Annotated in this window: 20 protein-coding genes; 11 read left to right on the plus strand and 9 right to left on the minus strand. The window is 68.5% G+C overall.

Going from position 1 to position 16,804, the window contains the following annotated elements:
- The 4 genes from K2Z83_RS05890 to K2Z83_RS05905 form a co-directional block, all read right to left on the minus strand.
- Positions 1-441, minus strand: a 441-nt coding sequence (locus K2Z83_RS05890; protein ID WP_220594256.1) for a transposase, incomplete at its 3' end; no start/stop codon positions are given.
- 89 nt (positions 442-530) lie between these two features.
- Complete coding sequence (locus K2Z83_RS05895; RefSeq protein ID WP_220594257.1) at positions 531-1,505, minus strand: NAD-dependent epimerase/dehydratase family protein; 975 nt, start codon at positions 1,503-1,505, stop codon at positions 531-533.
- 75 nt (positions 1,506-1,580) lie between these two features.
- Positions 1,581-1,979: a response regulator transcription factor gene (locus K2Z83_RS05900; RefSeq protein WP_220594258.1), complete on the minus strand. Its 399-nt coding sequence runs from the start codon at positions 1,977-1,979 to the stop codon at positions 1,581-1,583.
- A gap of 201 nt (positions 1,980-2,180) precedes the next feature.
- The gene (locus K2Z83_RS05905; RefSeq protein ID WP_220594259.1) at positions 2,181-2,597 is read right to left on the minus strand and encodes an OsmC family protein; all 417 of its coding nucleotides are present in this window, start codon (positions 2,595-2,597) and stop codon (positions 2,181-2,183) included.
- Between the two features lie 131 nt (positions 2,598-2,728).
- On the opposite strand from K2Z83_RS05905, the gene K2Z83_RS05910 reads away from it, so the two are divergent.
- Together K2Z83_RS05910 and K2Z83_RS05915 are read left to right on the plus strand one after the other, a co-directional pair.
- Complete coding sequence (locus K2Z83_RS05910; RefSeq protein ID WP_220594260.1) at positions 2,729-3,640, plus strand: hypothetical protein; 912 nt, start codon at positions 2,729-2,731, stop codon at positions 3,638-3,640.
- A 67-nt stretch (positions 3,641-3,707) separates the two neighbouring features.
- Positions 3,708-4,076, plus strand: a complete 369-nt coding sequence (locus tag K2Z83_RS05915) for a DUF1304 domain-containing protein (protein ID WP_220594261.1) — start codon at positions 3,708-3,710, stop codon at positions 4,074-4,076.
- Positions 4,077-4,128: 52 nt separating this feature from the next.
- On the opposite strand, the gene K2Z83_RS05920 is transcribed toward K2Z83_RS05915, so the two are convergent.
- The gene (locus K2Z83_RS05920) at positions 4,129-5,136 is read right to left on the minus strand and encodes a DUF4097 family beta strand repeat-containing protein (RefSeq protein ID WP_220594262.1); all 1,008 of its coding nucleotides are present in this window, start codon (positions 5,134-5,136) and stop codon (positions 4,129-4,131) included.
- A 180-nt stretch (positions 5,137-5,316) separates the two neighbouring features.
- Between K2Z83_RS05920 and K2Z83_RS05925 the strand changes: the two genes are divergently transcribed.
- From K2Z83_RS05925 to K2Z83_RS05965, 9 genes are all read left to right on the plus strand, one after another.
- On the plus strand, positions 5,317-6,198 hold the full coding sequence (locus K2Z83_RS05925) for a bstEII (protein ID WP_220594263.1): 882 nt from the start codon (positions 5,317-5,319) through the stop codon (positions 6,196-6,198).
- Entirely contained in the window at positions 6,198-7,547 is a 1,350-nt protein-coding gene (locus K2Z83_RS05930) for a site-specific DNA-methyltransferase (protein WP_220594264.1), read from the plus strand. The genes K2Z83_RS05925 and K2Z83_RS05930 overlap by 1 nt, the downstream gene beginning before the upstream one ends.
- A gap of 80 nt (positions 7,548-7,627) precedes the next feature.
- Positions 7,628-8,134, plus strand: coding sequence for an NYN domain-containing protein (locus K2Z83_RS05935; protein ID WP_220594265.1), 507 nt, complete (start codon positions 7,628-7,630; stop codon positions 8,132-8,134).
- Positions 8,124-8,960, plus strand: a complete 837-nt coding sequence (locus K2Z83_RS05940) for a bifunctional 2-polyprenyl-6-hydroxyphenol methylase/3-demethylubiquinol 3-O-methyltransferase UbiG (protein WP_220594266.1) — start codon at positions 8,124-8,126, stop codon at positions 8,958-8,960. Before K2Z83_RS05935 ends, K2Z83_RS05940 begins: the two co-directional genes overlap by 11 nt.
- Before the next feature lie 3 nt (positions 8,961-8,963).
- Positions 8,964-9,359, plus strand: a complete 396-nt coding sequence (gene folB / locus K2Z83_RS05945) for a dihydroneopterin aldolase (RefSeq protein WP_220594267.1) — start codon at positions 8,964-8,966, stop codon at positions 9,357-9,359.
- Positions 9,356-10,018: a RibD family protein gene (locus K2Z83_RS05950; RefSeq protein ID WP_220594268.1), complete on the plus strand. Its 663-nt coding sequence runs from the start codon at positions 9,356-9,358 to the stop codon at positions 10,016-10,018. Before folB ends, K2Z83_RS05950 begins: the two co-directional genes overlap by 4 nt.
- Complete coding sequence (locus tag K2Z83_RS05955; protein ID WP_220594269.1) at positions 10,015-11,037, plus strand: zinc-binding dehydrogenase; 1,023 nt, start codon at positions 10,015-10,017, stop codon at positions 11,035-11,037. Before K2Z83_RS05950 ends, K2Z83_RS05955 begins: the two co-directional genes overlap by 4 nt.
- A gap of 13 nt (positions 11,038-11,050) precedes the next feature.
- Positions 11,051-11,425 (plus strand): 6-carboxytetrahydropterin synthase, encoded by a 375-nt coding sequence (locus K2Z83_RS05960; RefSeq protein ID WP_220594270.1) that lies wholly within the window; start codon positions 11,051-11,053, stop codon positions 11,423-11,425.
- Between the two features lie 14 nt (positions 11,426-11,439).
- Positions 11,440-12,651: a glycosyltransferase family 4 protein gene (locus tag K2Z83_RS05965; protein WP_220594271.1), complete on the plus strand. Its 1,212-nt coding sequence runs from the start codon at positions 11,440-11,442 to the stop codon at positions 12,649-12,651.
- Positions 12,652-12,721: 70 nt separating this feature from the next.
- Here the strand turns inward: K2Z83_RS05965 and K2Z83_RS05970 are convergent, their stop codons facing one another.
- The 4 genes from K2Z83_RS05970 to K2Z83_RS05985 all read right to left on the minus strand — a co-directional run.
- A complete protein-coding gene (locus tag K2Z83_RS05970; protein WP_255603387.1) occupies positions 12,722-13,543 on the minus strand; it encodes a hypothetical protein in 822 nt (273 codons plus the stop codon).
- Between the two features lie 69 nt (positions 13,544-13,612).
- Complete coding sequence (locus K2Z83_RS05975; RefSeq protein WP_255603389.1) at positions 13,613-15,151, minus strand: (Fe-S)-binding protein; 1,539 nt, start codon at positions 15,149-15,151, stop codon at positions 13,613-13,615.
- 190 nt (positions 15,152-15,341) lie between these two features.
- On the minus strand, positions 15,342-15,944 hold the full coding sequence (ribA, locus tag K2Z83_RS05980; RefSeq protein WP_220594272.1) for a GTP cyclohydrolase II: 603 nt from the start codon (positions 15,942-15,944) through the stop codon (positions 15,342-15,344).
- Positions 15,945-16,011: 67 nt separating this feature from the next.
- On the minus strand, positions 16,012-16,804 hold a 793-nt coding region (locus K2Z83_RS05985), incomplete at its 5' end, for an MFS transporter (protein ID WP_220594273.1).

Below are 16,804 nucleotides of genomic sequence, written 5' to 3' on the forward strand. Positions count from 1 at the left end.
TTCCAGCGCCGCCTCGTCGCGCACGATGCGCTCGTAGTAGTTGCGCTGCCAGAGGCGGCCAGGAAATGGCGGCCAGCCCTGTGTTTCGACGCCCTGAATATAGGCGTGGGTCGTTAGCGACTTGAATGCGCCGATGACGCCGCCGAGTGCCGGCCCGGGCTGTGCGGCGTTGGAGTGGAGCAAGATGATCCCATGTATATGATCCGGCATCACCACCCACACATCCAGGGTTACATGCGCAAACCGCTCCGGCAATGCCTGCCACTGCGCCGCAGCCATCATCCCAGCCGGGCTGTGCTGCATCGCTCCCATCTCAATGGAGCCAAGCAGCGGTAGCCGACCCTGGACATTGATGGTCACGAAGTAGGCGCCAGGCTGGCTGTAGTCGTACCCACGCAGCCGGATTGACCGACGGTGGTGGCGTTCAGGGTCGTAGGGCATCTATGCGGCCAATTCACTCGCACCGATGGCCCTGCGGCCAACGAACAGGAGGTTACACACGCACGTATGGCATGCCCGGCATTCAACATTCAACATTCAGCATTCAACATTTGCATCGTCCGCTCCACCCCCTCGGCCACGCTGATCACCGGCGCGTAGCCCAGGTCGCGGCGGGCGGCGGCGATGTCGTAGGTCTGCGTGCGGGCCAGGATGGCCACGCTGTAGCGGGTGAGCAGCGGCTCGCGGCCGCTGATCGCGGCGCGGGCCTCCATGGCCGTGGCGGCGGCGAGCATGGCCGGCAGGGGCACGCGCGGCAGGCGCGCGGGGATGCCCAGGCGGGCCAGCACATCGCGGATGAGCGCCCACAGCGGCACGTGCTCGCCGTTGGTGATGTGGTAGGTGCGCCCGACGGCGGCCTCTGCCGTGAGGGCCAGGGCGATCGCGTGGGCCACATTCTCGACGTAGGTCAGATCGACGAGGTTGCGCCCGTGGCCCACCTGCGGCAGGCGGCCGGCGCGGGCGGCGGCGATGATCCTCGGCAGCAGGGCGCGGTCGCCCGGCCCGAAGATCGCCTTGGGCCGCAGAGTGACGGCGGGCACGTCGGGCGCGGCGCGCAGCAGCTCCTCGGCCAAGCGCTTGCTGTGGGCGTAGATCGAGCTTGGCTGGCGCGGGTAGGGCGCATCCTCGGTGGTGAGGACGTGGTCGCGCCCGGTGAAGACGACGGCGGGGGAGGAGATCGCCACCAGACGCGCGACGCCGTGGCGGCGGCAGCCGGCGAGCACGGCGGCGGTGCCGCCCAGGTTGACGGCGAGGAAGTCGCGGCGCGGCCCCCAGGGCGCCGAGAGCGCCCCGGCGTGGACGACGGCGTCGGCCCCGGCGCAGGCGGCGATCACCGCCGGGTGGTCGCGCAGGTCGGCGCGGACGGGCTCGGCCCCGGCGGCGAGCAGGTCGGCGACCTCGGCGAAGTCGCGGCCCATGAGCCGCACGCGGTGGCCGCTATGCAGCAGCAGGCGGGCGGCGTGCCGGCCGAGGAAGCCGGTGCCGCCGGTTATCAGGATGTTCATCGCCGGCAAGTATACACGCAATGCACCATGCAACATGCAAATTTTTGCATGTTGCATGGTGCATTGCGTGTTCCATCATGCCGCGCGCTCCAACGGCCTAGCCGCCACGCTGGCAGCCGCCAGCACCGCATGCCCCAGGGCGTTGATGCTGAGGCCCTTCGGCAGGACGGTGCCCACGCCAAAGCGCAGCGCCGCCGCGCACAGCTCCGGCGAGGCGTCGCTGGTGAGCATCACGATCACCGGGCGAGTCGGCAGCTGCGCCATCAGGCGCGCCGCCTCAAGGCCGCTCATCACCGGCATATTATTGTCCATCAGCACCAGGTCGGGCGCGAGCCGCCGGGTGGCCTCCAGCGCCTCCGCGCCATCGGCGGCCTCGCCGACGATCTCCAGCTCGGGCGCGGCCAGGATCAGGCGCAGCAGGCGACGGAACGGGGCGTCGTCATCGACTATCAGCACACGGGTTGGCGTCACCATGGCGGCCTCCCTGTTGAGAATTAGCTGTACCCGGAGGAACAATCCACCGTGCGTACAGTCTAGCCGCCCAGGCTAAGAGGCCGATGAGGCGCGCCTAAGCGTTGCCTCAATGATCACCCAGGGAAGCGCCAGGGGAAAACAATGTGATGCAGGCAGATGCCTGCATCACATAAAGGCGGACGGGGACGCGCCTTATTACGATCAGGCCGACACATTTACCTTGGTGTCGTGAAACTCGAAGTTCAGCCCGCCCATGGTCGCGATCGTCTCGTGGACCGGGCAGTGCTCGGCGACGCGGCGCAGCGCCTCCTCGCGGTTGCCGTACTCGCCGTGCGGCAGCGTGATCACCGCGCGCAGGTTCGTCAGGCGGGTCGGGCTGTCGGCCTTATCGAAGACGATCGCGACCTCCAGGTCAGTCGCATCGATCCCGACGCGGTTGCAGTACTGCGCGACAAACGCCGCGATGCACGACCCGAGCGACGCGACGAAGATCTCGGGCGGGGTCGGGGCGCGGTCGCTGCCGCCCATCGACGGCGGCACGTCGATTGTCAGCTTGTGATTCCCCATCTGGCTCTCGAAGAGCATCTCGCCGACCAGACGGGTGCTGATGGTTCCCATATCAGACTCCTTTGGGCTATGTGTATTCGCGGCGCCCGTGGGCGATGCTGCACGCCGGGACAATCGGGCACCGTGCGCTCATGGTAGTGCGCGGATGCCCTGAAGAGTAGGGGCATCGCATCAGCCGACGGTTGCTCTTCAACAACATCCGGGCGATCACTGCGTGTTGTATTGGGTTTGGGCGGCTTCGCCGCCCAAACAGCGACTCATCGCTGCTGGCGGCGGCGAACCTCTGGGGCGGCCTGTATGTCTGGGGCCTCGCCGACGGCGCGCTGCGTGAGACAAGGCCCGAGACAAAGGGCCGCCGCATCCGCTCGCTGGCGTACCCAGAGACATCCCGCCGCGCGCGCCTGCCGGTCATGCTCTCCGAGTCGATCCACAGCCAGACGCGGCGCGCGCTCGCGCCGAGCGGGAGGATCCTGGCATCCAGCTTCGGCGCGGTGGATGTCAAGGTCGCGCCGTACCGGGGCACGGCGGAGCTGGGCAGGCTGGAACCCGGCGCCTACGATGGCCTCACGCCCGGCGTCACCACGCTGGCCTGGTCGGCCGACTCGCAGGTGCTGGCGATGGCGGGGCGGGGCTGGGCCGGGGCCTGGCTGCCCCTCGCGCCGAGCCCCAGCTTCTACGCGGCGGCGCTGCCCTCCCGCGAGGAGGTGAGCGGGCTGGCCGTGCTCGGCGGCTCCCGGCAGATTCTCTACGCCAGGGGCCGCGGCGTCGCCGCGCTGGAGCTGCCGCAGCAGCCGCTGTCGCCCCGGCTCTCGCCATGGCAGATCTTCATGAGCGCGCTGCCGCCGGCCAAGCCGGGCCTCCAGGCCAGGCACGAGTGGAGCTGGGACGTGACCCAGTGGGGCTACAAGGGGGTTCATACCTACGAGGGGTGTCTGCTCTGGTTCAGCCACAGCCACAACCCGCACGCGGGCGGCGGGGCCTCGGAGCAGAGCTTCGCCAGATTCCTGAAGGACGGCCCGGCGCACCCCATCCCCGAGCCGCAGCTCGTGGAGCTCTGCCATGCCGTGCGGGCGCTGGCCGAGGCCACGGGCTGAGGCCACGCGGGCTCGCGTAGAATGGGCGACCGAGCCAAGCGAACATCACACCGAGGGGGGCTACCGCATGCTCAGCTGGCTACGCCTGATCCTGGTCGGCCTCGTGGCGATCGAGCACATCTACATCCTGTACCTGGAGATGTTCGCCTGGACGACGCCGCGGGTGCGGCGGATCTTCGGCACGACGTCGGCCTTCGCCGAGGAGTCGAAGGCCCTGGCGGCGAACCAGGGCCTGTACAACGGCTTCCTGGCCGCCGGGCTGCTGTGGGGGCTGGCCCACCCCGACCCGGCCGTCGGCCTCCAGATCCAGCTCTTCTTCGTGCTCTGCGTGATCGTCGCCGCGATCTACGGCGGCCTCACCGCGAAGCGCTCGATCCTCTACGTCCAGGGCGGGCCGGCCCTGCTGGCCCTGCTCGCCGTGATCTTTTTGAGATAGACAAGGCACGGCCCCGATGAGCTTCGCTCATCGGGGCCGTGCCTATCTCAAGCTACTCCCCGTCAACCTCCACATCCCCGCTGGTGGTCGAGATCGTCAGGGCACCCTCGCCCGCGCCGAGGGTTCCGCTCAGACGCCGCCGGTCCTGCTGCGTGTCGCGCAGCTCCAGGTCGCTCGACAGGTCGCCGCTGACGGTGCTCACGTTGAGGGCGAGGTCGGATGCGGAGGGCAGGCGCAGCTGGACATCGCCGGAGATCGTGCTGATCGTGCCGGCCAGGGCGCCGGTGGCATCGACATCGCCGCTGGTCGTCTCCAGATCAAGCTGGGCCTCGCGCAGGCCGCGCAGGCTGATGTCGCCAGAGATCGTGTGGGCACGCAGCGGGCCGCTCGCGCCCTCCAGCCAGATATCGCCGCTGACCGTCTCGACCTGCGGGCCGCTGAAGGCGCCGGACATATGCACATCGCCGCTGGTGCTGCTGACGCTCAGGTGGCCGGAGCTGTCGGACAGGGCGATGTCGCCGCTGACCGTGGCGAGGCTGCCGGAGGCGCGCAGGCCGTCGGCCACAATCTCGCCGCTGGCCGTCTGCACATCGAGGGCGAGGCCGTCGGGCACGCCGATGCGCAGGTCGACGTAGGGCGAGCGGCCGATGAAGCTGGGCAGGCCGGCGGCGCGCCGAACCTCGACGGTGAGCGTGTCGCCGCTCTGGGTGATCTGCACATCGAGCCGGTCGAGCGCGGCGCGGGCCGCGCCGGCGTTCCAGCCGAAGCCGTGGCGCACCGCGGCGACGGTGACGCTGTCGCCGGGGGCGCGCTCCAGGGAGATAGTGTCGTTGGCCCCGCGCACCACCAGGCGCGCGGCGGCGAAGCTCTGGGGCGGCGCGTCGGCGCTGCGCTCCATAAAGCCCAGGCCCACGCCGAAGATCGAGCCGCGGCTGGTCAGCTCAAACACCAGCCAGATCACGCCGACGACGAGCAGCAGGATGCCCCAGCGTCGGGCGGGGCTGCCGGAATAATACGTCTCGTCCGGGTTCGCCGGGCGGGGCGGGGTGTCAGTTTGCATCGTTACCCTCCTCACTAGCATCGCTGAGGATGTGACGCGGGGACGGGGGGGAGTGTTGCAGCCCCGTATTGGCGGTATACTGAGAGGGGAAGCTCCCGGCGCAGCGGATACACGCTTGCGGATTTCGCACCTCTGTGCTAGGATGAGGCGTAGGCACAACATATGACAACGGCACCTGAGATGAGAACAACCTTCGCGCACTACAAGGCAGACGCCCATAACTGGATCACGCTGGCAAGCGGCGAGTTCTACCCTGATATCCTGATTGATGCCTGCCTGCTCTATGCTCCGGTGCTAGAGATATTTGGGCGTCTTGTCCGTACATCTGAGTCGTCCGAGCGCCTATTCATGCAGATCGCCGATATACGCGAGGGCTGGATGCGTATCCAGCTCTCACGCGTCTTCAAGCGTTATGTGAGCCCTGGCACGCCTGTCGAGATGCTGAAGAAGAAGTCACAGGCTGCCCAGATCTGCGCGAGCTACCGGGATGAGTTCCGCCCGATCCACGAGGTTCAGGCTGCCTTTTCGAGTCGCCCGATCCCCGACGAACCGTTATGCGCGCTGCTCTGGGAGTACAAAGATCGCGGGAAGAAGGGCTATGATCTGACTGAGCGATTCTTTACGCTCTTCAGATCACGTTTCCCTGACCTCCCGCTCATTGGGCCAGAGCGCGCAGGGCGCGATGTCCTGCTTGGCAAGGTATTCAGCGAGTACCCCAACCCCAAGCGGCCAGTCGACTTCATTATCTATGATGAGCGAAAAGCGACTATTCTGGCCGTCGGCCTCGCACGCTACGACTCGGATCGCGGCGGAGCCCAGGAGGATGATCGCACAGGCGGGTATCGCGACTGCGCGCGAGAGATTCTCACCTACGCCCAGCAGCATGATCTACCGACGAAGGTTATCTTTCTCAACGATGGCCCCGGGCTACTTCTCGGCTCAATGTGGAACGACTATGCTGCGATTGAAGAGGCTTGGGGCGGTAAAGTGCTGATCACCACATTACGGATGGTGCCGGAGCGAATCAGCGCCTCATGGCTCTACATAGGAGATATTCTCTAATGGCGACCGGAAACCCAAAGACAAAATGGATCGCGCAGGGAGATTCTCTCGTGAGTCATGAGCAGCTGCCAGCAGGTGTCACCCTCAGCTATGTAGGAAAGACATCTGAACAGGAGGTGCTGGCAACGCCACCGGGCAATGTGCTATCAATATGGACAGCGCACCCCGAATCACCAAACCGACTCTACTATGGAGATAATCTGCCGCTGCTCGCCACTCTTGTGCGCGACAGCAGTGTCAGAGGGCAGGTCAAACTGATCTACATTGACCCACCCTTCGCCACAAACAGTGTCTTTCACTCGCGCGACCAGGCAGACGCCTATCAAGATCTGCTGGTCGGGGCGAGCTTTATTGAGTTCATGCGCAAGCGGCTCATCCTACTCAGAGAGTTGCTCTCAGAAGACGGCTCAATCTATGTGCATCTTGACGAAAACATGGCCTTTCACATCAAAATTATTATGGATGAGGTCTTCGGGCCGCAAAACTTCCGCAATTGGATCACAAGAAGAAAATGCAGCCACAAGAACTACACAAAGAAAACCTATGGCAACATCGCCGACTACATCTTGTTCTACACAAAGTCAGACACCTACGTATGGAATCGCCCCGTTGAGGCGTGGACAACGGAACGCTCGATAAAAGAGTACACGAATATAGAGGAGGGGACAGGCCGCAGGTACAAGAAGGTGCCGGTACACGCGCCCGGCACGCGCAACGGAGAGACGGGCAAACCCTGGCGCGGCGTGCCCCCCCCGACCGGCAAGCACTGGCAGTACACTCCAAAGACACTCGATGAGATGGACGCGCGCGGGGAAATCTACTGGTCGCCGACTGGGAATCCACGCCGAAAGATCTACCTCGACAAGAGCGAAGGCGTGCCCGTGCAAGATATCTGGTATGACTTCCGCGACACGAGAAACCAGAATGTACATACCACCGGCTACCCCACCGAGAAGAACCCACACCTGCTTGAGCGGATTATCCAGGCCTCCTCGAACCCAGGCGATCTGGTGCTCGACTGCTTCAGCGGGTCAGGCACCACCCTTGCTGTCGCAGATGTGCTCGGCCGCCAGTGGATAGGTATCGACAGGAGCCGGGAGGCGATCAGCGCAACGCTGCGGCGCTTCACCAAAGGCACCGAGCGCATGGGCGATTTTGTTGATCGCACGGACACAACACTCAGCACGATGAGCCCGTCCGAGCAGCAGCTTGGCCTATTTGCCGATGAGAATCGCTCAGTGACAGAGCTACACAATCACCGGATCAACAGCTTTACGCTCTATAGCGGCGGGCATAATGGCGAAGATTTGAGCGAGTGGCGGGAGCTTTTAGGGCCTGCACAAGCTTGAGCCGAACGAGCTGGCCGGGGCGCGGCTGGCAGGCGTGACACTGCACCGGGCGGAGGGGCGGGTTGAGGTAGCGTGACACGATGCCGATCCTGATCGATGGACACAACCTGATCGGGCAGATGCGCAGCATCAGCCTGGGCGACCCGGACGACGAGGCGCAGCTGGTGATGATCCTGCGCAAGTACGCCACCAAGAAGCGCGGGCGCAAGGTCGTCGTCATCTTCGACGGCGGGGTCTACGGGCACCCGGACAACCTGAACGGCTACGGGGTGGAGGCGCGCTTCGCGAAGTCGCCCTCGGACGCCGACAGCGAGCTGATCCGGCGCATCCGGGCGGTGCGGCGGCGCGACGAGTGGCACGTGGTCAGCTCGGACAATGCGGTGGCGGGGGCGGCCCGCGCCCAGGGCGTGCCGGTGATCAGCGCGCAGGAGTTCGCCCGCCGCCTGGAGGCGCTCGACGCGCCCCGTCCGAGCGTGTCGATGCGCGAGAAGCGCAACGACCGCCCGCTGAGCAAGGCTGAGATCGCCGAGTGGATGCGCCTCTTCGGCGTGAGCGAGGATGAGGATGACGACGACGATGCGTACTGAGTCCAACCGGCGCTCGTGGAACGCCGTGGCCCCGGCCCACCAGAGCCACCGCCCCGGCCAGGCGGCCTTCCTGCGCGCTGGCGGGCTGACGCTCTTCCCCGAGGAGCGCGAGCTGCTCGGCGAGCTCGCCGGCCTGCGGCTGCTGCACCTGCTCTGCAACGCCGGCCAGGACACGCTCAGCCTGGCGTCGCTCGGCGCCGCGGCCACCGGGGTGGACATTAGCGACGAGGCGATCGGGATCGCCCGCCAGCTCAGCGAGGATTCTGGCATCCCCGCGCGGTTCGTGCGCGCCGATGTCTACGACTACCTGGCCGAGGCCGCCGGCGCGCAGTTCGACCGGATCTACCTCGGCTATGGCGCGATCTGCTGGCTGCACGACCTGGCCGGCTTCGCGCGGGGCGTGGTGGACATCCTCGCCCCCGGCGGGCGGCTGGCCCTGATGGAGTTCCACCCGGCCTCGAACATGCTCAGCCCGAGCTGGCGGCTGGCCCACGGCTACCCGCAGGGCGGGGCGCTGCTGGAGCTGGACGGCGTGGGCGACTATGTGGGCGCGGCGGGCGATGGGCTGGCCCCGGCCGGATTCGCCCCCGGCGCCGGGGGCTTCGTCAACCCGCACCCCTGCTACCTCTACCGCTGGGGCGTCGGGGAGGTGGTGAGCGCCCTCGCCGGGGCCGGCCTGCGCATCCTGACCCTGCGCGAGTACTGCTATGTCAATGGCGAGCGGCCATTCGACGCTATGCGCCCCGGCGAGGGCCGGCGGATGTACCCGCCCGAGGGCGCGCCCGATGTGCCGCTGATGTACGGCCTCGCCGCCGAGAAAGGCTAGCCCATGAGCCCCGACCGCATCATCCTGGAGGGCATGATCTTCTTCGGCCACCACGGCACGCGCCCCGAGGAGACGACCCTCGGCCAGCGCTTCGTGGTCGATGTGGCCCTGCACCTCGACCTGCGGGCCGCCGGCGAGAGCGACGATCTGGATCTGACGGTGGACTACAGCCAGGTGTACCGGGCGGCCCGCGCCATCGTCGAGGGGCCGCCGCTCAAGCTGACCGAGGCCGTCGCCGAGCGGATCGCCGCCGCCGTGCTGGCCGATCACCCGCTCCTCCACGCCGTCGAGGTGCGCGTGCGCAAGCCCAATGTGCGCCTCGACGACACGGTCATGGCCGGCTCCGTCGTCGAGATCCTGCGCCGCAGGGAGCGCCGCGAGCGGGGGGGCCGCACATGACTCTCCCCCGCGTCACCCTCTGCTACGCCCAGACGCTCGACGGCCGCACGGCCACCGCCTCGGGCAGCTCGCAGTGGATCAGCGGGCCGGAGAGCCTGCGCTTCTCCCACGGGCTGCGGGCCAGCCACGACGCGATCATGGTCGGGGTGGGCACCGTGCTCGCCGACGACCCGCGCCTGACGGTGCGCCTGGCCGAGGGGCGCGACCCGCTGCGGGTGGTGGCCGACAGCCGCCTGCGCACGCCGCCGGACGCCGCCGTGCTGCGCGACGGCGCGGGCGCCGGGACGATCCTGGCCCACACGGGCCGCGCGCCGGCGGATCTGCGGGCGGCACTGGAGGCGACCGGCGCGACGCTGCTGGATCTGCCCGATGCGCCCGGCGGCGGCGTCGCGCTTGCCGCGCTGCTCATGGCCCTGGACGCGCGCGGCGTCCGGTCGCTGATGGTGGAGGGCGGGGCGCGCCTGATCACCGCCATGCTGCGGATGCGGCTGGCCACCCACATGGCCGTCACCCTCGCGCCGAAGATCCTCGGCGCGGGCACCGACGCCGTGGGCGACCTGGGCATCGCCCGCCTGGGCGACGCCTACAGCCTGGCCGATGTGGACATCACGCCCTACGGCGCGGACCTGGTGATCGCGGGGAGGGTTGTCTACCCATGAGCGAGACTATCAGTGCCCGCGCCGTCTGGTTCGCCGGCCCGCGCGCCGTGGAGATCCGCGCGGAGCGGGTGCCCCCGCCGGGGCCGGGCCAGATCCGGGTGCGGGCGATCGCCTCGGCGATCAGCCACGGCAGCGAGATTCTGGTCTACCGTGGCCAGGTTGACCCCGATCTGCCGCTGGATCTGCCGACCCTGGCCGGCGGCTTCGGCTTCCCGATCAAGTATGGCTACGCCAGCGTCGGCGAGGTCATCGATGTCGGGCCGGGCGTGGCCGGGCTCGCCGTGGGCGACCACGTCTTCTGCCTGCACCCGCACCAGAGCGTCTACCTGACGCCGGCGGGGCTGGCTATGCGCCTGCCCGAGGGGCTCGACCCGGCCCTGGGCGTCTTCTGCGCGAACCTGGAGACGGCGCTGAATATCGTCCACGACACGCCGCTGCGCCTGGGCGAGACGGCGGTCGTCTTCGGGCAGGGCGTGGTCGGCCTGCTGGTGACGCAGCTGCTGCGCATGGCCGGGGCGGCGCGGGTGCTCGCCGTGGAGCCGGCGGAGAGCCGGCGCGGCCTGGCCCTCGCGGCGGGGGCCGACGCCGCCCTGGAGCCGGGGCCTGATCTGCCGGAGCGGCTGCGCGCCGCCAACGGCGGGCGCGCAGCCGACGTGGCCGTCGAGGTCAGCGGGGCGCCGGCCGCGCTCCAGGGCGCCATCGCGTGCGTGCTCGACGAGGGCACTGTCGTGGTGGCCTCCTGGTACGGGCGCAAGCCGGTGACGCTCGACCTGGGCGGGCACTTCCACCGCGGGCGGGTCACGCTGCGCGGCTCGCAGGTGGGCCGGCTCAGCCCCGGCCTCGCCCCGCGCTGGGACCACGCCCGCCGCTCTGAGGCGGTGGCCGCCCTGCTGCCGCGCCTGCGCCTGGCCGAGCTGATCAGCCGGCGCATGCCCCTGGAGCGCGCCGCCGAGGCCTACGCCCTGGTGGACTCCGGGGCCGAGGGGGTGGTGCAGGTGGTGCTGGCGTATAATCTATGAAAGGGTGCCTACAATGTACGAGATCGGCGTGAGCGCCCAGTTCGAGGCGGCCCACCGGCTGGTTGGCGACTTCGGCCCGGCCACCCGCATGCACGGCCACAGCTACCGGATCGAGGCCGCCGTCGATGGCCCCGAGCTGAAGCCCGACGGCACCCTGATCGACATCAGCATCCTCCAGGGGGCTGTGGCCGCCCTGGTGGCCGAGCTGCACTACCGCGACCTCGGCGAGGTGCCGGGGCTGGCCGGCATCAACACCACCGCCGAGAACCTGGCGGGCTACTGCTGGCGCCAGCTCGCCGACGCGCTGCGCGGCCGGGGGCTGCGCTCGCTCACCGTGCGGATCTGGGAGAACCCGGGGGCGTACGCCGCGTTCGCGGCGGAATTATGAATGTGGAATGTGGAATGGATCAACATTCCACATTCCACATTCCACATTCCACATTTACTATGCGCATCTGCTTCATCACCGTGGGCGACACATCCCGGCTCACCGGCGGCTACCTGTACCACCGCGAGGTCTTCGCGCGGCTGCGGGTGAGCGGGGCGATCGTGGACGAGGTCGTGGCCTCGGCGGCCGACGTGGCGGCCCAGCTGGCGGCGGCGCCCGGCCTGGGCGAGCGGATCACGCCCCGCCGCTATGACGTGCTGCTCGTGGACGCCCTGGCCCGCGCGGCCGTGGCCCCCTGGCTCGACGCATGGCGGGCCAGCCGGCCCCTGGTGGCCATGGTCCACGAGCTGCCGTCGGTGGCCTCGGGCCAGCAGGACTCTCGCGAGCTGGAATGGGAGTCCCCGCTGCTGCGGGCCGACTGGCTGATCGCCGTGAGCCGCCACGGCGCGGGGATCCTCACCGGCCGCGGCGTGCCCCGCGAGCGGATCATGGTCGCCCCCGGCGGCTACGACCGGCTGGAACCTGCTCCCCTCACCCCCCAACCCCCTCTCCCACCAGGGGAGAGGGGGAGCCGGACAGCATTCCAATGCAGAGTCCTGCCGCCTGCCGCCTGCCGTCTGCCCGCCCCTAACTCCCCTGGTGGCGGATGGGCTGGGGGCGAGGGGGATCCGGGCCTGCGCGCACTCTGCGTGGCCCAGTGGATCCCGCGCAAGGGGATCGTCGAGCTGGTGCGGGCCTGGGGGCGGGCGGCGCGGCCGGGCGATGTGCTGGAGCTGGTGGGCGAGCCCAACGCCGACCCGGCGTACGCGGCGGAGGTGCGGGCGAGCATCGCGGCCACGGGCGCGCGGGTGGCCGTGCGCGGGGCGGTGGGCGACGCCGAGCTCGCGGCGGCCTACGCCGGGGCCGACCTCTTCGCCCTGCCGACGCGCTACGAGGGCTACGGCATGGCCTTCGCCGAGGCGCTCGCCCACGGGCTGCCCGTCGTCTCCTGCGCCGTCGGCCCGCTGCCCGATCTCGTCGGCCCCGACGCCGGCCTGCTGACGCCCGCCGGCGACGAGGCCGCCCTGGCCGAGGCGATCTCCCGGCTCCTGGGCGACCCGGCGCTGCGCGCGCGCATGGCCGCCGCCGCCCGCGCCCGCGCCGCCGATCTGCCCACCTGGGATCACACATCGGACCGGGTGGCCAACGCCCTGGGCGCGGCGATCATAGGGCGGAACAGAAAATGATGATTGGTATGTGCGTGCGAGCTTCGCTCGCACGCACATACCAATCATCATCTTTTACCGTGTCACGCCCCTACGCGATCGCGCGGATGGAGCGCCGGCGGGCCGAGTAGTAGAGCGCGACGACGTTGTAGACCATGTGGAAGAGGTAGGTGAAGGGGAACAGCGTGAACAGGGCCAGGCCCAGGCTGGCGTGGAAGAAGACGATCCCCGGCACCACATCCAGGCGGGCCAGCAGCTCGGTCCAGATGATCGCGAAGATCAGCAGCCGCACCGCCAGGCGATCCCAGGTGAGCCGGCCCTTGACCCGCACCCCCGCCGATGCGCGGTCAATGTCGGCGACCACCGCCGCATTGCGCCGGGTCAGCAGCGTGAACAGCAGGTGCAGGTTGCCCAGCACCGCGAAGATCACCGCCACCCAGGTGATCGCCAGGAAGACCGGCGCGAAGCCGCCGAAGAGGAAGTGCGCGGCCAGCTCCTCGCCGTTGCCGAAGACGATCGTCAGCAGGTTCGCCGGCGTGTAGTTGAAGCTCTCGGCGGTCTGGAGGGCGATGTCGGGCACCGGCTGGCCCAGCGCGATGCGCGCCAGCAGGATCAGCGTCGAGATGCTGTAGCCCGTCACCTCGGTGATGATCGCGGCGTGGTAGAGCGCGTAGCCCCGGCTCCAGGTGCGGTTGGCCTTCTGGTGAAAGTGCGTCACCGGGCCGATCAGCACCTCGGCGGCCCCCTTGATCATCCCGAGGTTGCTGCTCGTCACCGGGAAGGTCCGGTTGCGCCCGCGCGCCGTGCGGTAGACGAACATCGCCTTCACCCAGCGGCCCATGCGCAGCGCCACGCCGCCGAAGAAGAGCAGCAGCGCGATCGGCGTGTAGATGTTGAGGAATGTCTCCATCATTGGCCTCTCTTAACGATTGCAGATTGCCGATTGTAGATTGCAGATTGCATTGATGCTAGCGCCCAACCATCATGCTGCCATGCTGCCCATCGACCGGCCCGCCGCGATCTCCCTGAACGCGTCCAGCTTCTGGGCCGCATCGGGGTTCGCGCTGAAGTAGCGCTTCACCACATCGTCGGCCGCCAGCCACTTCAGCAGTCCCTCGCCGAGCGAGCTCTGGAGGAACTCGACCGTCTTGCCCGACGCGCTGTGCTCGCGCAGAAACGCCGCGTCCCGCCCGCGCAGCTGCATCGGCGTGCGGAAGCGGTCCAGCTCGCCGCGGCGCTCCAGGCCGGCGTAGGCCGCCTCGTACACCAGCTCGAACATCATCGTCGAGGGCCGCTCGCCGGGGGCCTGCGTGCCGAGCGTGTAGGTCTTGCAGACATCGTCGAGCGTGAGCATACAGACCACGCAGGGCGTGACGACATAGTCGGCGCCGGTGTTCTTGATCTGGTTGGCCTTGAAGACCGAGGCCTGCCGGCGCAGCGGCGTATTCTCGGGCAGGCGCAGGCCGCCGGCCCCGCCGTTGCAGCAGTAGTTGTGCTCGCGGTTCGGCGTCATCTCAATAAAGTTCGTCGCGCACTGATCAAGCAGGCTGCGCATCAGGTCGGCCTGGCCGGCCAGCCGCGTCGAGTGGCAGGGGTCGTGCAAGGTGATCGCCTTATCGCTCTTCTCGACCGGCAGCACGCCCTGCTCGATCGCCTCAAGCAGCACCGCGTCGAAGAGCACGATCGGGAACTTGAAGGGCCGGCCGAGCAGCTCCTGGGCCTCGAAGAACATCGAGCGCGTGTCGCAGCCACACTCGGCGACCATCACCTGCTTCACGCCGAGCCGCTCGGCCTCGGCCTCCCAGGCCTCCAGGATCGCCCGCGTCAGCTCGTGGTGGACAATAATATGATCGGCCTCGGTGCCCGTCTCGGCAATGCGCGAGGAGACCGTGTAGTTCACATCGGCCGCGTTGAGCAGCTCCATCACATTGGTGGCGTAGTCGGGGATCTTGGTGTTGGCCGCCGATGGGCAGACAAACAAGGTCTCGGCGCCGTGGATGTCAACCGGGAGCTCGACCTGCTTGTGGCTGAGGAAGAGGCTGTAGCGGGTGAGCACCTGCGGCACGCTGAGGCCGAAGCTGTGGTTCACCGTCTCCAGGTTCTTGATGATCGAGCCGAGGGTCGGGTTCTCATGGCTCAGGCCGGAGTCGGTGTAGGCGGCGCGGGCCATGCGCACCACGCTGCGGGTGCTGAGGCCGGCGGGGCAGGCGAGGGTGCAGCGCCCGCAGGCGGTACACTGCCAGAAGGAGGCCATGTGCTCGCGCAGGTCGGCCGTGGTGGGCGTGGGGACGAGGCCGAGCGCCCCGCCGATCTTGCCCTCAATCGTCATGTAGCGCCGGTAGATGTCGCGGACAAAGTTTGTCTTGTAGGTCGGGTGAAGTTTCTCGTCCTCCGTCGCGAGATACCATGCGCACGCCTCCCCGCAGAGCTTACAGTCCATGCATGCCTCAAGGTTCACCACATCCTCGGGCGTCATGTGCGCTTCGAGCGACGCGACGAATCGCCCCATCGTTTGATCCATGCTCGTCTCCTTTATACCCTGGGGGGGTATGGCTTTTATGTATTTTTAATTATAATATTGAGATCTCAAATATGTCAATGTAGTACAAAAAAGTACACAAAACGTCATAAGGCCCTTATGCGCGCAGAGCGCAGAGCCACAATCAACGCCGCCGATCTATCGGCTATCGGCTATCGGCTATCGGCTATTTTCACCCCAGGTGGCCCATGCGCTCGCGCTTGGCGGCGATGTAGGGCAGGTTGTGGTGGTTCGGCGCGATGTGCAGCGGGACGCGCTCCACCACCTGCACTCCGTGGCGCTCCAGGCCGGCGATCTTGGCCGGGTTGTTGGTGATCAGGGCGATCTGACTCACCCCCAGGCTATGCAGCACCTCGGCGGCGCCCTGGTAGTCACGCATGTCGTCGGGCAGGCCCAGGGCGCGGTTGGCGTCCACCGTGTCGAGGCCCTGCTCCTGGAGGGCGTAGGCCCGGATCTTGTTCGCCAGCCCGATCCCGCGGCCCTCCTGGCGCAGGTAGAGCAGCACCCCGCGCCGCGCCGCCTGGAGCATGCCCATGCTCAGGGCCAGCTGCTCGCCGCAGTCGCAGCGGTGCGAGCCGAACACATCGCCGGTCAGGCACTCCGAGTGCAGCCGCGCCAACACGGGCGCCCCGTCGCCAACCTCGCCCACCGTCAGCGCCACGTGCTCCGCGCCCGCCGCGTCGGCGAAGACATGCATCTCAAACGACCCGTGCCGCGTCGGCAGGGCCGCGCGGGCCACCAGCTCGACGGTGGGATGGTGCAGCTTCTCGGTCATCGCTCCCCCGATCTCTAGGTATAGAGGGGGCATTGCAGACAGGGATTGCCCTCCCTGCAATGCCCTCTTAACGTGTCATCTCGCCTGAGCGGCGCAGCGCCCCCCAGGCCACCAGCAGCGCCGCGCCCGCCAGCAGCCCCCCGCTGAGGTAGGGCGCCGCCTGGCCGGCCCGGTCGTAGAGCAGCCCGGCAAGGGCCGGGCCAAGCACCAGGGTCAGGCTGAGCAGCGCCTGCATCCCGCCCATCAGCGCGCCCTGCCCGCCCGCGCCGGCCCGCCGCGAGACCAGGCTGGAGAGGGCGGGGATGGCCAGCCCGCTGCCCAGGGCCATCGCGCCCACCAGCGGGTAGAGCTGCCAGCCCTGGCCGGCCAGGGCCACCGCCGCCAGGCCGGCAGACATGATCGCCAGGCCGCCCAGCGCCAGGCGGGCCTCGCCCAGCCTCGGCTGGAGCCGGCCGATCAGGAAGCCCTGTGTGAAGACGGCGCAGACCCCGACGAAGGCGAAGAAGCCCCCGTTCTGGGCCGGCCCCCAGCCAAAGCGCTCGCTGCTGAAGAGCGCGAAGTTGCTCTGGAGCCCGGCGAAGGCCAGGTTCAGCAGGAAGATCGTCAGCAGCAGCGGGCGCACGCGCGCCGCCGAGACGGCGTCGGCCAGCCGGCGGATGAGGGCCAGCGGGTCCAGCGGGTGGGCCGAGCGCCGCTCGGCGGGCAGCGACTCGGGCAGCGCCGCCAGGGCGTAGACGACGTTGAGCAGGGCCAGGCCGGCGGCCGCGAAGGCCGGCGCGCGCAGGCCGTAGGCGCTCAGCAGGCCGCCCAGGGCCGGGCCGAGCATCAGCCCCAGCCCGAAGGCCGCCCCCACCAGCCCC

This window comes from Oscillochloris sp. ZM17-4 (assembly GCF_019599295.1).
Taxonomy (GTDB): domain Bacteria; phylum Chloroflexota; class Chloroflexia; order Chloroflexales; family Chloroflexaceae; genus Oscillochloris.

Excerpts from the sequence above, each read along its gene's own strand:
- K2Z83_RS05950 (WP_220594268.1), top strand. The coding sequence starts at position 9,356 with ATGACTCTCCCCCGCGTCACCCTCTGCTACGCCCAGACGCTCGACGGC.
- K2Z83_RS05915 (WP_220594261.1), top strand. The coding sequence starts at position 3,708 with ATGCTCAGCTGGCTACGCCTGATCCTGGTCGGCCTCGTGGCGATCGAG.
- K2Z83_RS05970 (WP_255603387.1), bottom strand. The coding sequence starts at position 13,543 with ATGATGGAGACATTCCTCAACATCTACACGCCGATCGCGCTGCTGCTC.
- K2Z83_RS05895 (WP_220594257.1), bottom strand. The coding sequence starts at position 1,505 with ATGAACATCCTGATAACCGGCGGCACCGGCTTCCTCGGCCGGCACGCC.
- K2Z83_RS05960 (WP_220594270.1), top strand. The coding sequence starts at position 11,051 with ATGTACGAGATCGGCGTGAGCGCCCAGTTCGAGGCGGCCCACCGGCTG.
- K2Z83_RS05905 (WP_220594259.1), bottom strand. The coding sequence starts at position 2,597 with ATGGGAACCATCAGCACCCGTCTGGTCGGCGAGATGCTCTTCGAGAGC.
- K2Z83_RS05935 (WP_220594265.1), top strand. The coding sequence starts at position 7,628 with ATGCCGATCCTGATCGATGGACACAACCTGATCGGGCAGATGCGCAGC.
- folB (WP_220594267.1), top strand. The coding sequence starts at position 8,964 with ATGAGCCCCGACCGCATCATCCTGGAGGGCATGATCTTCTTCGGCCAC.
- K2Z83_RS05940 (WP_220594266.1), top strand. The coding sequence starts at position 8,124 with ATGCGTACTGAGTCCAACCGGCGCTCGTGGAACGCCGTGGCCCCGGCC.
- K2Z83_RS05930 (WP_220594264.1), top strand. The coding sequence starts at position 6,198 with ATGGCGACCGGAAACCCAAAGACAAAATGGATCGCGCAGGGAGATTCT.
- K2Z83_RS05900 (WP_220594258.1), bottom strand. The coding sequence starts at position 1,979 with ATGGTGACGCCAACCCGTGTGCTGATAGTCGATGACGACGCCCCGTTC.
- K2Z83_RS05925 (WP_220594263.1), top strand. The coding sequence starts at position 5,317 with ATGAGAACAACCTTCGCGCACTACAAGGCAGACGCCCATAACTGGATC.
- K2Z83_RS05955 (WP_220594269.1), top strand. The coding sequence starts at position 10,015 with ATGAGCGAGACTATCAGTGCCCGCGCCGTCTGGTTCGCCGGCCCGCGC.
- K2Z83_RS05965 (WP_220594271.1), top strand. The coding sequence starts at position 11,440 with ATGGATCAACATTCCACATTCCACATTCCACATTCCACATTTACTATG.
- K2Z83_RS05975 (WP_255603389.1), bottom strand. The coding sequence starts at position 15,151 with ATGGATCAAACGATGGGGCGATTCGTCGCGTCGCTCGAAGCGCACATG.
- K2Z83_RS05920 (WP_220594262.1), bottom strand. The coding sequence starts at position 5,136 with ATGCAAACTGACACCCCGCCCCGCCCGGCGAACCCGGACGAGACGTAT.
- ribA (WP_220594272.1), bottom strand. The coding sequence starts at position 15,944 with ATGACCGAGAAGCTGCACCATCCCACCGTCGAGCTGGTGGCCCGCGCG.